The sequence below is a fragment of the Photorhabdus noenieputensis genome (genome assembly GCF_018448935.1).
GTDB classification, from domain to species: domain Bacteria; phylum Pseudomonadota; class Gammaproteobacteria; order Enterobacterales; family Enterobacteriaceae; genus Photorhabdus; species Photorhabdus noenieputensis.
The window spans coordinates 48,432-62,184 of sequence record NZ_RCWC01000016.1 but is presented as its reverse complement, the minus strand read 5'-3'; the positions used below and the strand labels follow the sequence as shown (position 1 = coordinate 62,184).

The following is a 13,753-nucleotide window of genomic DNA, read 5'->3' as shown; positions in this document are numbered from 1 at the left end:
AATGACTATGCCAACAAGTGTAGCACTAAGCCCTCATTTTGAAGCATTTATCCGCAATCAGATTGATAGCGGTCATTATAACAATATAAGCGAAGTCATTCGCGCCGGTCTTCGTGCGTTAGAAGAGCGAGAGCAGCAAGTAAAAGTTGAATCACTCAAAAGCGCCATAATGGCTGGCATCCAAAGCGGTGAAAGTAGAGATGCGGGAGAGGTTTTTGACCGCCTCACTCAAAAATACAAGAACATGACCGAAGATAGTCAGGGTAAATGAAACTGAGTATTTCGCCTCTGGCAGAACACGACCTTGAAGAAATCGGCGATTGGATTGCACAAGATAATCCTGTAAATCACAAATACCGAGTAATAAACCCGCTGGAAACGAGTTCGGTGCGATTAGTCACTTTGGTTTTGGCAAAGATATTGCGCAGGTGGGTTTTGACGGTAGACAGGGAAATATTAAGTATCTGTGCAATACGTTTGTTACTTGATCCTTCCCTTATCAAATTAATAATTTCTTGCTCTTTAGCTGTCAGAATAGTTGGTGTTTCAGGAAGCAAGTCTCTGACTGCTAATTCAATTAATGGTAGAATAACACTGAGGCGGTTAAAGTCTTTTGGTGTAAATGGAGTATCTCGTAATAAAGAGACGCCAGCAATAATTCGGTTATGTTGACGGATAAATATTTCGGCGATGTCTTGTATGTTATTTGGCTGCATAAATTCATGGTAATATTTATTATGTTTCGTCAGTGTTTTCTGATCCATGCCAACCATATTAATATCACCTTGTTGATAATTAGCCGGTTTTAGTGGGTCTAAATGCTGAAAATGAGCCAGATAATTCTGGTGGGTTTCGTCTGAGATGCCGTACAGAATGTAATTTTCGGGGCGTAATTCATTATTCACCAGATAGAATGCTGCGGCTGAGATAGGAACCAGATGTGCGATGGTATTTAAGCAACTTTGGATTAACGCATTTTCACGGCTATTCGGTAGTACAGTAGACAAGAAAGTTCTCCCTTTAGAATAATATCTAATTGGATAAATCAATACTGAAAATTAATCAAATGCTAATTAAAATGCCGAATTAACACAAAACAAACATATTAATAACGTGATATGGATTGCAATAAATGAAATTTCTCAACGTGATGATCACTGGCTAAGAACAGGTGTTTTGGTATATATCTGAAATAATTTCTTAATGCATTAACTAAGCGATTTTATTTTTATTGATTGATATTTAAGTGATTATTTTTGCTTTTTTCTGTTTTCTGGTATTTTTCGTTACACCTTTTCCGTTATTAATCCCTCTTTAGGTATCGTTCTTTAGGACGATGGTCGGTATTCCTCTTCACTTTCTATAGTGTATTTATCCTCAATAAAGTTTACAAAAAATTCACAAATGAATCGCTGTGAGCGTTATTTTTACGACTAGAAGTTAAGAGGGAAGATAAATGAATATGTCAACACGACTGACTTCGCATATTGAAAAGGGAGTGGTGGGGTTTCCTACCGCACTGGCAAGTTCCGTCGGGGTGATCATGGCAAGCCCGGTTATTCTGACGGTGACCAGTGGTTTCGGGATTGGTGGTGATACTTTCGTACTGGCAATGCTGATCAGTTTTATTATGATGCAGGCCCAAGTGACGACGTTTGCTGAGGCGGCGGCTATTTTGCCCACTTCTGGCTCTGTCTATGACTATATCTCTTGTGGAATGGGGCGATTCTGGGCGATTACCGGTGCGCTTTCGGCTTATTTGATTGTTCATATTTTTGCGGGTACAGCAGAAACTATCCTCTCCGGTGTTATGGCATTAGTGAATTTTGACAGCCTTAATACGGTGGTGGAAAGTTATAACGCTTCATGGATGGTTGGTGTTGGGTTAGTGATTATATTCGGATTACTTAATGCGTTGGGTATTGAAGCGTTCGGTAAAGTCGAAATTGTGCTGACATTCTGCATGTGGAGTACTTTGGTTATTTTCAGTATTTGTGGATTATTAATGCCATTTGCCGTGCCGATGGAGAGCTGGTTTGGTGAAGGGCTTAATTTGAGCGAACCCTTGGCGGTGCTGAGTTTGGTGGGAATGGCGATGTTTATGTTTGTCGGTTGTGAGCTGGTGACGCCAATGGCCCCTGAAATTAAAAATTCTGCCAAAGTTCTTCCGCGAGCAATGATAACCGGCCTGTGTGGGGTGGCTTTATGTATGGGTCTGTATGGAGCGTCAATCAGCCATCAGGTAGAAAATGTGCTGGTGGATGTAGAAAATAACGTTCGCTTGCTAGAAACGCCAATGGCCATTCCGGCTTTTGCCGGTCAGGTGATGGGGGATTTTGGTAAATATTGGATTGGTATCGGGTTATTACTGGCGGGAGCGGCGACGATTAATACCCTGATGGCGGCGGTGCCGCGTATTCTCTATGGTATGGCATTGGATGGCGCGTTACCGCGTATTTTTGCTTATCTACATCCACGTTTTAAAACGCCAATCTTTGGAATTTTGGTTGCGGTAATGATTCCCTGTTTACATACCTTTATTATTCAAGGTGATTTGAACCAGATTATGCCTTTGGTATTAGCAGCCGTATGTGCCTGGTGTATTGCTTATTTGCTGGTGACATGTTCTGTGATATTGCTGCGTATCCGCAGACCTGATTTACATCGTGCCTATAAATCACCTTTTTTCCCATTACCTCAAATTATCTCTAGTGCAGGAATTATTTTGGCGATCATTCATATCACACCTCCGGGAATGAATCCCTGTGATGTGTATATTCCATTCGCTATTATATTAGGTTTGACCGCCAGCTATGCCCTGTTTTGGACGCTCTGTGTACAACGGGTGAATCCGTTTAAGCCTGTACCCGTTGAGCAGGTACTTTCGCATACTTTTGTTAAGGGTGAACTGCCGGGGGTGCAACTTGAGCCACTTCGTTCCCTTAATTGATGGTATTTGGCGGCGGTTGAATAAACCCCGCTATCCTACTGGCTATCAGGTTGGTATAACGCTAAATCGTCTGGGACAGAATTTGCTGCCTTACTGTTGTGAGCGTTTATCAGCAGAAAGTTTGCAAGTGACGTTACCTGATGGATTGCAGATTGAAGTTTGTGAAAAGCCGAAGACGCTGTTTCTGGCCTATATTGTCAGTTGTTGTTTTCGTTTGCAGGGAATCACTTCACTCAAGGAAAAAATCGTTATTAGAGCTAGGGTAAAGGGAATATTTCGGCGAAAGACCGTGACTTATTACTGTTGTCATGGTGCAGAGTTTGGGCAACAGATTATTGATTTACTCAATCAATATCCATTAATTGGAGAAACATTAGCAGAGTTGGATTTCCGGGATCTGGCATTAAATATTCATCAAGGGCAATGGCAACTTGAGGTGGAACATTTTGCTGCTTCTGAGGTTGTCAGCCGATTGCCGGCCAGCCGTCGTTATTTGCGTTTGACTTCGGAGCAGCGCTATTTGTTGCTCAGTACCTTACTGATGTTTAGTCAACTCATGGAAAAGATCTAATATTTTACAGAATGAGATGTCGTATGTTTGCTAGTAAAAATGTCGTATGTTTGCTACGCTTATTGAGCATGATTTCTGGAGACAACCTATGATGATTAAAGAACGTATTCAGGCGCGTTTGAAACGATCAAAACGTTATGTGTTCATCCGTGACGATTTTAAAGACATTGCTGGTTACGATCAGGTAGGAAGAATACTGCGCGGCTTGGTCAAAGAAGGTCAACTGATTAAAGTAGGATACGGTGTTTACACCAAAGCTCGGAAAAACGGCATTACCGGGAAAATAATGCCTGCTTCTCCCGGAGGCTCTGATGCGGTCATTCTTGAAGCGCTGGAACGTTTAAAGGTGAAATACCGTTTGGATAGCGCTTCTGATGCCTATATTGGTGGTAAATCAACACAGATTCCCGCTTATACCCAAATCAAAACCACACTCCGTTTTAAGCGGGTGTTATCGGTGGGGAACAGTCGGTTAAATGGATAATTTATCAGATTTGTTTGCTGACGTTGCCGATGTGCTAGGTATCGGCGCTATCTCTATTGTGGAAAAAGATTACTATATTGTTGAGCTACTTCGTCTGCTCCAGCCTCCAGCCTTTAGCGTTTGATACCCATAAATTGATATTTGCTGGTGGAACCGCGCTAGCAAAAGCTGGAATTTCACTTGATCGGATGTCGGAAGATGTGGATATCAAATTGGTTCCACAGCCTGAATTTTTAGTAGATGTTCGGTATTCCCGAACTCAGCGTAAAAATATCAGAAAGGATATTGTTCAGACGATATTAGCGACTATTGCAGCATCTGATTTTTTGGGGGTTGACGATAATAATCAGAAGATCACGAGGGATGAATATCGCTACAATAATATTTCGGTCCGTTATCCCCAACATGTTGTACAGGCTCCCTATCTAAGGCCATTTATCAAACTGGAGTTGATGGAGTCTGATTTGCTGCAAGCGGCAGAACAACGCGATATTCGTTCATTTGTCACGCAACTGACAGGAAAAGGACTGGCGGTTGAGGCGTTCCCCTGTGCGACGATTATCAGTACCCAAGCTGAAAAACTGGTAGCTATGTTGAGACGGACGGCTGCATTTATGCGTAATATTGATAGAAAAGATGACGAGTCATTGGTTCGCCATTTACATGATAACTACTGCATTGTGAATGCGAAAGGAACGGATATCCGTCAGCTTGCTAGTTTTGTACAGCAGACCATAGCGCAGGATATTCAGCGCTATGGCCGCCAATATCCTCAGTTCCAGATTTCATCGGTTAATGAACTGAGAGTTGGATTAGAAGAGTTGGGGAATAATCCTATCTATCGGCAACGTTATCAACAATTTGTGATCCCAATGGTCTTTGAACACAGTAGAATTCCCTGGGAAGAAGCTTACGATTGTTTTCGGCAGACGGCTTTATCTGTTCTGGATATGTTGAACTAAACTGGCTGATCGATGAACTTGTTTACATGGATATCGGTTATCGTTAGCAAAAAAGAGCTTTAAGAGATAAATTAGGTGTTTTTTGGTCAGCAATATAACCTGTTTCCCTATTCCCGGCAGACTAGTCAAAGAGATGCCCAAAAACGTATTAATCCTGTTTTCAGTGGATAAATTTAATGCCATTATCAGTAAGTAAAGTATGAATCGTAATTGGACTTACAAAACTACCGATCTTTATTCAAGAACTCGATGGTGATGTGAGTTAAATAGGTATTTATATTGTGATAGAATTTCTCGCCATATTTAAAGTATTGATAATCTGATCAATATCTGATTTGCTGGTTCTAAAACTGGATATACAAAGGCGCAGGGCTTTTGTATTGGAAAAGGTAGTAATCGAGATCCAGTATTTGTTCGTCTCTAATACTTTTTATAAAATTTTATTAACATCAAAATCCCCATTATCACGGATGCAAATAACAGATAGAGCAGAGGGATTAAATATCTGCCAATCATTTTCAGCAAGTTGTGATCTTAAATAATCAGCGAGATTGATCTGATAATCAATCATATTTCTAAATCCATTTAGGCCAAGAATAGCCAGAGGAATAAATAATTTTAATCTACCTAGTTAAATTATTAAATATTAGTATTGAAGGGAGATATAGAAAGATGATCTACTTATACACTGATAATTCTCCAAATGGATATAAAATCACATCATCGCCTAACGGAAGAGGCTTTCTCTACGCTGGAGTGATCGCCCCTTTTTAGCTGGAGAGGAATACTCCATTGCTGATATTGCCAATTTTGGCTGGCCCCATGTTACCAGAATTATTGACTTTGATTTTAGTCATCATAAATATTTAAGTACCTGGCATGATCGTATTGCTTCAAGGCCCGCAGTGCAGCGTGGGATTATGATACCTGAACCGGCAACCGGTCCTTAATCAGTTGATGGTTGAGATAGAGTAGTAGGAAGGTAAATCGTATACTTATTCATCAAATTAAGAGAGAGATCACAGATACTCAAGCAAATTTACTGAAATCTTTTATTGAATCATTGTGATTCAATCTATACTGGATACGTAGAAAATAATTAGATAGAAAAATTTAAATGGCAATGCCCGGCAATAGGGTAGGGAATTGCTATGCCTTTGAAGATCGATTTACCTAAAATTAATTCTATTTCGGAGGAAGTTGCTAATGTCTAAGACCGGTGAGGAATATATTGAAGGCTTGCGTGATGGAAGAACCATTTTTCTGAATGGAGAAAAGATCACTAATCACGTGGATCACCCTGCTTTTCGGAATGCAATTAGAACCGTAGCTTCACTTTATGATTATCAGGCAGCACACGCTGATCGGATGACGTTCGAAACACCTGGTGGTAAGCGTGTTGGTTTATGTTGGGAACTTCCTACTACCCGAGAGAAATTAATTGCCAGAGGTGAGGCTGCGTATGCCTGGGCAATGCAGAGTTGTGGCTGGCTAGGTAGAAGTCCAGATCATGTTTCTGCCGCTTTTACCGGAATAATGACTCATCTGGAAGTATTTGAGGAATATTCTAAGGATAGGGCTGAGGCATTGAAAAATTACTATTCATATGCCCGCGATAAAGATATTTATTTGGCTTTCACATTAATCAATCCACAAGGTGATCGTTCCAAAACGCCCAGTGAGCATATAAAAAACGAATTTCATACTCTTGGTGTATTGGAAGAAAAACCGCAAGGAATCATTGTTCGCGGGGCAAAGATGTTAGGAACAGCGGCCGTCCTTGCAGAGGAAGTGGTTGTTGGTGTGTTTAATCCACTTAAAGAGGGCGTTGATGATAAATATGCGGTGTCTTTTGCATTACCGCTGAATACTAAGGGAATAAAAATTCTTTCCAGAAAGTCCTATGAAATAGGCAGTAATAAATTTGACTCCCCTTTAGCACATCAATTTGACGAAAATGATGCGGTAATTTATTTCGACGATGTTTTTGTTCCGTGGGAAAGAGTTTTTGTGTATAAAAATACGGATATGTGTCGTCGGCAATTTCTGGCAACTGGCGCTGACGTTTTAATGGATGTTCAGGGTATGGCTCGGTATGCCGTTAAGCTACATTTCTTAACGGGTTTGGCCCATCAGCTTACCGAAGCTACTGGCGTCAATGAGTTTCCCGCTGTTCGTGAATCATTAGCTGAGCTGGCTTGCTATGCCACTAATATTGAAGGGTTGTTTCGTGGTTTGATTAGTAATCCTGATCGGCATAATGAATATTATATTCCCAATCGATTACAACTATATGCTTGCCAGGTTGCCTTACAATCAACTTATCCAAAGGTGATAGAAAGCATCAGAAAACTTTCTGGTGGTGGTGTGATTATGTTGCCGTCAAATTATATTGACTTAGCAAACCCGGAAATTCGTGACTTAATAGAAAAAACGCAATATTCAACCCTACTGGCACCCATTGAACGAGTTAAATTACTGAAATTAGTGTGGGATGCTATCGGTTCTGAGTTTGCATCACGTCATACTCAATATGAAATGTTTTATTCAGGGGCGCATTATGTTGCTTTGTCCCGTCTTTATGATGTATATGATTGGGATTTTGCTAAAAGTATGAGCCGGGGTATTTTAGATTCTATGGATGTTAGTTGAATTCTGTATTTAATTCTGATGCAACTAACCCGTTTTATTTTTATCAAATTTGAAGAGGCGGGATAGATTATATCCCGTTTTTTTGTTATTTAATCTTTTGAAAGATAGGATGGTGCGACTAATATCATATTAACATATTGAATTATTTATGTATCCACCCATAAATTATTTCGTCTTGTTAGAGAGTTGTTTTAATGAAAGTTAACACACAATTTATGCTATTAATAATAGTAATTGTTCTTATTATTAAATAAAAATTTAGTGCATGATTTGCCGTGTCAAAAAAATTGAATACCAACAATCAACAATTAAAGAAGAGAAAAAAATGAAAGTAAACATAATGATATGTGCTCTTATGGCTTCCTTTAATGTCTTTGCCTCTCAGTGTCATCAAATAAAATTTCAGCAAGATCAGCAAGCAATAGCCGGAAAATTTAATTCTCAAGGGGTAGCATGTATTGAGTTTAAAATTCAGGCTGAACATTATGTAAAAGGATTGACACTGGGTATGCAGAAATTGGTGGTGCAGAAGGGTAATCAACAACATATTCGTACGCTTCTCACTAATAGCCCGGTGGATGCTCGTCAGTCAATTGACTTTACTGTTCCTCAGGCAGGAAAATATCGATTGGCAGCCAAAGGTAAAGCAGGAGAGCCGTGGCAGCTTACATTGTCATTTCCACCTTATACTCCTAGGGATAATGATTATAGTCAGCCGCCAGAGAGTCCACGCCTGAAACAACTCCAAGTTGAAGTCGCGCAAGGAAAAGGTACCCATGCTTTCTGGCGAGAAATAACCCGTAAGGGTGCGCCGTTAATTGAAGATTATGATGATAAAAATAAGCGCGTCACTTTCCTGTGGCGTGGAGCGAAAGCGAATGTCTTTATTCTGGGTGCGCCGAGTGGCGATCACGATCCGATGTCACATTTGTCAGGTACTGATGTTTGGTTTCGCAGCTATATCGTTCCGTCAGATACCTTGATGCAATATAAATTGGCACCGGATTTGCCGCGAGTCGAAGGCACGGCTGACGAACAGCGTAGATCGATTTTGATTACGGCACAGGCCGATCCGTTGAATAAAAATGTAGTACCGGTTGTATCCGAAGACGTGTTTAACCATGATTCATTGCTGGCACTAAGACCAACTCTATGTGATATCGCACAATTTAAGCAATCGCCTTCTCATGGCGCGACTAAGCTTCATCAGCTTGAAAGTAAGATTCTGGGTAATAGCCGAGAGATTGCGATTTATCAACCGGTTACTCCGATGAAGCAACCCGCTATGTTGGTGCTGTTTGATGGGAAGATTTACCGTAAGCAGTACTACATTGATAGATTTTTCGATTCCCTGATTGAACAGGGCAAGATCCCTCCTATGTATGTGGTGTTTATTGATAGTCTGGATAGTGTACGCCGGAGCCAGGAATTGCCGCCCAATCCTAATTTTGCTGAATTTATGGCGAGTGAATTGATACCGTGGCTGGCCGGTCAAGGTATTAAAGCACCGGCAGAACGTACTATTATTTCAGGGTCCAGTTATGGTGGATTGGCATCTTCATGGGTGGCATTTAATCATCCTGAGTTGTTTGGCAATGTTCTTAGTATGTCTGGTTCATATTGGTGGGCTCCTCAGGGGGAAAAACCTGAATGGTTGATCCGTGAATTTGCCAAAGCAGAGAGAAAACCGCTGCGTTTCTATTTACAAGCGGGATTGTTTGAAACCCGTGTGGGGGAATTGGAGGGCATTTTATATAATAATCGTCGCCTGAAAGAGACGTTATTACAGAAAGGTTATCCAGTTGAATCCAGTGAAGTTTCTAGTGGTCATAATTATATTTCGTGGTGTGAAACCTTGTACCACGGAACCCGGTCGTTGGTAGCGAAATGGTGAGTTAATTCTATTTTCTTCACATAATTGTCACATAGTTTATTTAGTATCCCTTTATCAGATAACGATGATTTTTATTCCGATTGCGTTTTAATAAGGAAACCTTAATGTCGAACAAGTATACGAAAAGTTTGGTTGCAGTCGTGGTCTCAGCCTTAATTTCAGGTGTCAGCTTACCGGTATTGGCGGCTGATGATCAAAGTGCTAATCAAATTATGGCGGAAAGTCGGGCGGTAAAAGGTAATATTACGGAATTTGGTGGTGCTCGCCGTATGACTCAAAACCAGACTGAGGCATTAAAAGCAGCGATAAATAACCATAAAGCTAAGAACGTTATTTTGTTTATTGGTGATGGTATGGGGGATTCTGAAATTACTATTGCTCGTAACTATGCGGAAGGCGCGGGTGGATTTTTCAAAGGAATTGATGCCTTGCCATTTACCGGCCAGTACACTCACTATTCTCTGGATAAAAAGAGTCATAAACCCAACTATGCGACTGATTCAGCCGCTTCTGCCACAGCTTGGGCTACTGGTGTAAAAACCTATAATGGCGCGTTGGGTGTCGATGTATTTGGTAAAGATCATCAAACTCTGCTTGAGCTGGCAAAAGTGAATGGTAAAGCAACAGGTAACGTAACGACGGCAAGGATACAGGATGCAACGCCAGCAGCACTGTATGCGCATATCACTGATCGTGACTGTTATGGTCCACAAGAGACGATAAAAAAATGTCCAACTGATGCGCTAGAAAATGGCGGGCGTGGTTCCATCACCGAGCAATTATTAGTGGCTCGTGCTGATATCACATTAGGTGGAGGTGCCAAGTTTTTCGCTCAGAAATCGGTTGCCGGTGCTGGCAAGGATAAAACGCTGGAACAGCAGGCACAGGAGCAGGGTTATCAGATAGCTAAGGATGCTAAGTCACTGGCATCCGTGACTAGAGCGGATCAGAAAAAACCGCTGTTGGGCCTGTTCCATGAAGACAATATGGACATTTCTTGGGAAGGACCTAAAGCCGTTTATCACGGTAATATTGATAATCCCCCAGTGACTTGTAAAGTCAACTCGAAACGCAATCCTGATGCGCCGACGTTGGCTCAGATGACGGAGAAAGCCATTGATCTGTTAAAAGAGAATAGGAAAGGTTTCTTCCTACAAGTGGAGAGCGCTTCTATTGATAAACAGGATCACAAAGCTAATCCTTGTGGACAGATTGGTGAAACTGTCGCATTGGATGAAGCGGTACAAGTTGGCTTGAAATATGCGCGTAAACACGGTGATACATTAGTTATCGTCACCGCTGATCATGCTCACTCCAGCCAAATTATTGAAGCTCATATAAAAGCTCCGGGGCTGACTCAGGCGTTAATCACTAAAGATGGTGGAGTGATGGCGGTTAGCTACGGTACTTCTGAGGGTAAGGAACAAGAGCATACTGGCACTCAACTCCGAGTGGCCGCTTACGGCCCTCAGGCAGCCAATGTTGTGGGGCTGACTGACCAGACAGATCTGTTCTTCACGATACGTGATGCGATGCAGTTAAAGTAATTCGGTCAGATGATGTTTTGAGTAGTTGAGGAATAAAGAGTTAGGCCGGATATTATCCGGCCTTGATTTTTTTCTTTTTAATATATATTTTTCTCTCATTCTACCAGTGGAAAAATACGACTGCGAACTCAACAACGTTATTTAGAGATATAGTCTAGATTTGATGAATAAAGTAGTGATATGGAAAAAGCCATTAAAATCAGCGATGCAATTTTAAAGAAATAATTAGGTTGTATATAGCTACTTTGCATGTGTGCAAAATGTAAAGCCTTGCCTAATAGTGCCCATAAGCAGGAAACTGGATATAGAGTTAAAAGTAAAATTACCATTGAGGGTAAGTATATAGTTGGTAATTCGAAAGCATAAGAGGGAATAATATAAGAAGCCAGTACGAATGCTTTTGGGCTAAGTAATGTTGTTATAAATATGTCTTTGAGAGTTATTTCATCTGAGCAATCAGTGGTTAATGAGGATTTCCAAATTTTTATTGATAAAAAGGCAATGTAAATTGCAGATAAAATTTTTAGCAAAACATTAATCCAAGGGAAATATGAATAAATAAATGTTAATGTGAAACCTAAGATACTAACGGAAATTAAATATCCTAACATTACAATAATTATTGTTTTTTGTAATTTTTTCCAGTTTATCTTCAATCCAAAAGATAATAGGGAGAGCGTAAAAAAGTGTGGGGCATTTATGTAGCAAAGCAACTAAAGAAGCCACTTTAACGTATAAGTATTCATGGTCCGATAATGGGTAATAGTCCGGTTGAGTTGCCCACTTTACCGCTAAATAACTCAAGTGCCCCAGACTTTTTTATGCTCTCCTAGTTCGTCATTGCTGAGTTTTTTACTGGTCGGCTGGGTTTTTACCCGCCTGACTGCGTTCTTCATCAAACAAGGCTTCATAGCGGGCAATTTCTGTATTGAGCGTATCGGATTGGCTGCGCAATTCGTCGAACTGTTTGGCTTCCTCGGCAGTCAGTGAGCGCTTTTCGTCTTCGGCTTTGGTAAGCAACGAGCGCATTTGTTGGGTTAAATCGGTTTTATGTTGGTGTAATTCGAGTAGTTTTTTCATGGTGTTTTTGGAATAGTTATTTTCTTTAAAACACTATTTAACACCGTGAAAAATAATAAAAAAGCCTCTGTGATTTAGAGGCTAAACAAGGGGAAACATGAAGACAAAATATTTACAAAATTTTTCATTTACAAAGTAATAAATTTTTTACGTAGGTTGTTGGTGACATCCACGATATTTTATCACATGTCAAATAACCATCATTTTTTAACTTATAATCAACATAAAAAGAGATAGGTAAGCTAATGACAAATGATGTAATCATCAATCTACTCAGGTACTTAACAAGTATCTTGTTGTATTTAGGTAATCTATCAAATATAAAGAAAAAAATAGAACCTGATAAAGAGTAAAATATTATAGGGAAAGATAGAATACTTATAATAACTGCGCTGGAGAATGTTATTTCATCTTTCATTAATACTAATGAAACAGCAGATTTAATAATGAAGCACATCAGAAATGTAAGGAATAACAACAATATTACTCCACCCAAGGCTTTTAAATATTTGCTATTCACCTAATTCTTCCCATCGTATTAAAAAAATATTGTAAGTCTGCTTCCGGTGTTCTTGGCTTTCTCTTCATTTCTTCTTTAAATTCATGCTGGGGTTTTAGCTGATTAATCCCTACATTGCCCCTTAAAAAATCGCCCATATAACCATCCCAAGTGGGATTATATTTTTTATGTGTCATTCCTCAATTCTCCGTAGCACTCAATATCAAATTAATAATTGATTGACTTGTGTCAAGATTTCCGACGTAGCATCAATTAAGCAGGATATAACAACAATGCTTACCCATTCCAGCATGGAAAAGATCCACCTTTAAATTTGTGATGAATCTCTATTCTTAAGCAAAATCAGACAATTACTTAATTTTAATTTCAGTCTTACCATAATAAAAAAATTATGCACTAAATTTATTATCCCAGACTCATCCGGCTTTTATTTGCCTGCCAGAAATACCCCCTAAAAATCTTTTTCGCCTCCTTCGCTGTGCACCCTCTGCATAATTCACTGAACGCCTTGCTACATCTGGGTTTGCCGCAATTAATATGATATTCATTGACTGTAGGAGCTCTCCTATTAAGTGCTTGAGTTAGTGCTTTGTAATATTTTCGAACCACGATTTTTCAACTCTGTAGTATGTTGAATCGGAATAGTTTGAACTGGTGTCACAGGATATTGATTTGATCTGCCAGATTAGCAATTGCAACTGGCTTGTACTTCACACTTTTTTGTATATGATATTGGTAATCATTATCATTTGACTGGGTGCAAGTTATGGTCAGAATTAAAGACAGAGAGAGATCGCTTTTCTGGCAGGGCATTACCAGCTTGTGGGGCATAGGTTTATCTAGCCTGGCTGGCATGTTGTTCGTCATCGTTAATCCTGGAATTGAGCAGTTCAAAATTGGGGTGGTATTAGCGATGTTGCTGACGCTATTTATGTTGCTAAACCAGAAGTCACGTCATTTTCTGTTGATACCATCAGGGTTTGCTGTGTTGTGTGCTTTATTGGCTGGCATGCACCGGTTTGGCTGTTTTTGATGTTTTATCGCAGAAAGAATGGATGAGCAGTGCGATTATAGAAATATAGAAAATGAACAG

General features: G+C 40.0%; 13 protein-coding genes and 2 pseudogenes. 11 read left to right on the top strand and 4 right to left on the bottom strand.

The window, feature by feature from the left end; genetic code table 11:
* Window positions 1-7: 7 nt before the first annotated feature.
* Together EAE91_RS12515 and EAE91_RS24225 are read left to right on the top strand one after the other, a co-directional pair.
* Window positions 8-271, top strand: coding sequence for a type II toxin-antitoxin system ParD family antitoxin (locus tag EAE91_RS12515; RefSeq protein WP_214088779.1), 264 nt, complete (start codon window positions 8-10; stop codon window positions 269-271).
* A pseudogene (locus EAE91_RS24225) lies at window positions 268-345 on the top strand (type II toxin-antitoxin system RelE/ParE family toxin); the annotation flags it as partial. The gene EAE91_RS12515 and the pseudogene EAE91_RS24225, both read left to right, overlap by 4 nt.
* Window positions 346-347: 2 nt before the next feature.
* Here the strand turns inward: EAE91_RS24225 and EAE91_RS12510 are convergent.
* Window positions 348-1,007, bottom strand: coding sequence for a response regulator transcription factor (locus EAE91_RS12510; protein WP_214088778.1), 660 nt, complete (start codon window positions 1,005-1,007; stop codon window positions 348-350).
* A 449-nt stretch (window positions 1,008-1,456) separates the two neighbouring features.
* Here EAE91_RS12510 and EAE91_RS12505 point away from each other — a divergent pair, with 449 nt between their 5' ends.
* The 8 genes and pseudogenes from EAE91_RS12505 (at window position 1,457) to phoA (ending at window position 11,060) form a co-directional block, all read left to right on the top strand.
* Window positions 1,457-2,950 (top strand): APC family permease, encoded by a 1,494-nt coding sequence (locus EAE91_RS12505; RefSeq protein WP_214088777.1) that lies wholly within the window; start codon window positions 1,457-1,459, stop codon window positions 2,948-2,950.
* Window positions 2,925-3,521, top strand: a complete 597-nt coding sequence (locus EAE91_RS12500) for a DUF3156 family protein (protein ID WP_244868816.1) — start codon at window positions 2,925-2,927, stop codon at window positions 3,519-3,521. Before EAE91_RS12505 ends, EAE91_RS12500 begins: the two co-directional genes overlap by 26 nt.
* Before the next feature lie 88 nt (window positions 3,522-3,609).
* Window positions 3,610-4,005, top strand: a complete 396-nt coding sequence (locus tag EAE91_RS12495) for a DUF6088 family protein (RefSeq protein WP_214088776.1) — start codon at window positions 3,610-3,612, stop codon at window positions 4,003-4,005.
* Window positions 3,998-4,967, top strand: a pseudogene (locus EAE91_RS12490) (nucleotidyl transferase AbiEii/AbiGii toxin family protein). Before EAE91_RS12495 ends, EAE91_RS12490 begins: the two are co-directional and overlap by 8 nt.
* A 791-nt stretch (window positions 4,968-5,758) precedes the next feature.
* A complete protein-coding gene (locus EAE91_RS24220) occupies window positions 5,759-5,917 on the top strand; it encodes a glutathione S-transferase family protein (RefSeq protein ID WP_312150835.1) in 159 nt (52 codons plus the stop codon).
* A gap of 256 nt (window positions 5,918-6,173) precedes the next feature.
* Complete coding sequence (locus tag EAE91_RS12480; protein WP_214088775.1) at window positions 6,174-7,619, top strand: 4-hydroxyphenylacetate 3-hydroxylase family protein; 1,446 nt, start codon at window positions 6,174-6,176, stop codon at window positions 7,617-7,619.
* Window positions 7,620-7,944: 325 nt separating this feature from the next.
* Complete coding sequence (locus EAE91_RS12475) at window positions 7,945-9,513, top strand: alpha/beta hydrolase-fold protein (protein WP_214088774.1); 1,569 nt, start codon at window positions 7,945-7,947, stop codon at window positions 9,511-9,513.
* 104 nt (window positions 9,514-9,617) lie between these two features.
* Entirely contained in the window at window positions 9,618-11,060 is a 1,443-nt protein-coding gene (gene phoA, locus EAE91_RS12470) for an alkaline phosphatase (RefSeq protein WP_214088773.1), read from the top strand.
* 852 nt (window positions 11,061-11,912) lie between these two features.
* Here phoA and EAE91_RS12465 read toward each other — a convergent pair.
* From EAE91_RS12465 to EAE91_RS12455, 3 genes are all read right to left on the bottom strand, one after another.
* The gene (locus EAE91_RS12465; RefSeq protein WP_040150420.1) at window positions 11,913-12,140 is read right to left on the bottom strand and encodes a phage major capsid protein; all 228 of its coding nucleotides are present in this window, start codon (window positions 12,138-12,140) and stop codon (window positions 11,913-11,915) included.
* A gap of 124 nt (window positions 12,141-12,264) precedes the next feature.
* The gene (locus EAE91_RS12460) at window positions 12,265-12,660 is read right to left on the bottom strand and encodes a DUF1240 domain-containing protein (RefSeq protein ID WP_214088772.1); all 396 of its coding nucleotides are present in this window, start codon (window positions 12,658-12,660) and stop codon (window positions 12,265-12,267) included.
* Window positions 12,657-12,836, bottom strand: a complete 180-nt coding sequence (locus EAE91_RS12455) for a hypothetical protein (protein WP_214088816.1) — start codon at window positions 12,834-12,836, stop codon at window positions 12,657-12,659. Before EAE91_RS12455 ends, EAE91_RS12460 begins: the two co-directional genes overlap by 4 nt.
* Before the next feature lie 590 nt (window positions 12,837-13,426).
* Between EAE91_RS12455 and EAE91_RS12450 the strand changes: the two genes are divergently transcribed.
* The gene (locus EAE91_RS12450) at window positions 13,427-13,693 is read left to right on the top strand and encodes a DUF1435 family protein (RefSeq protein ID WP_214088771.1); all 267 of its coding nucleotides are present in this window, start codon (window positions 13,427-13,429) and stop codon (window positions 13,691-13,693) included.
* Window positions 13,694-13,753 lie beyond the last annotated feature (60 nt).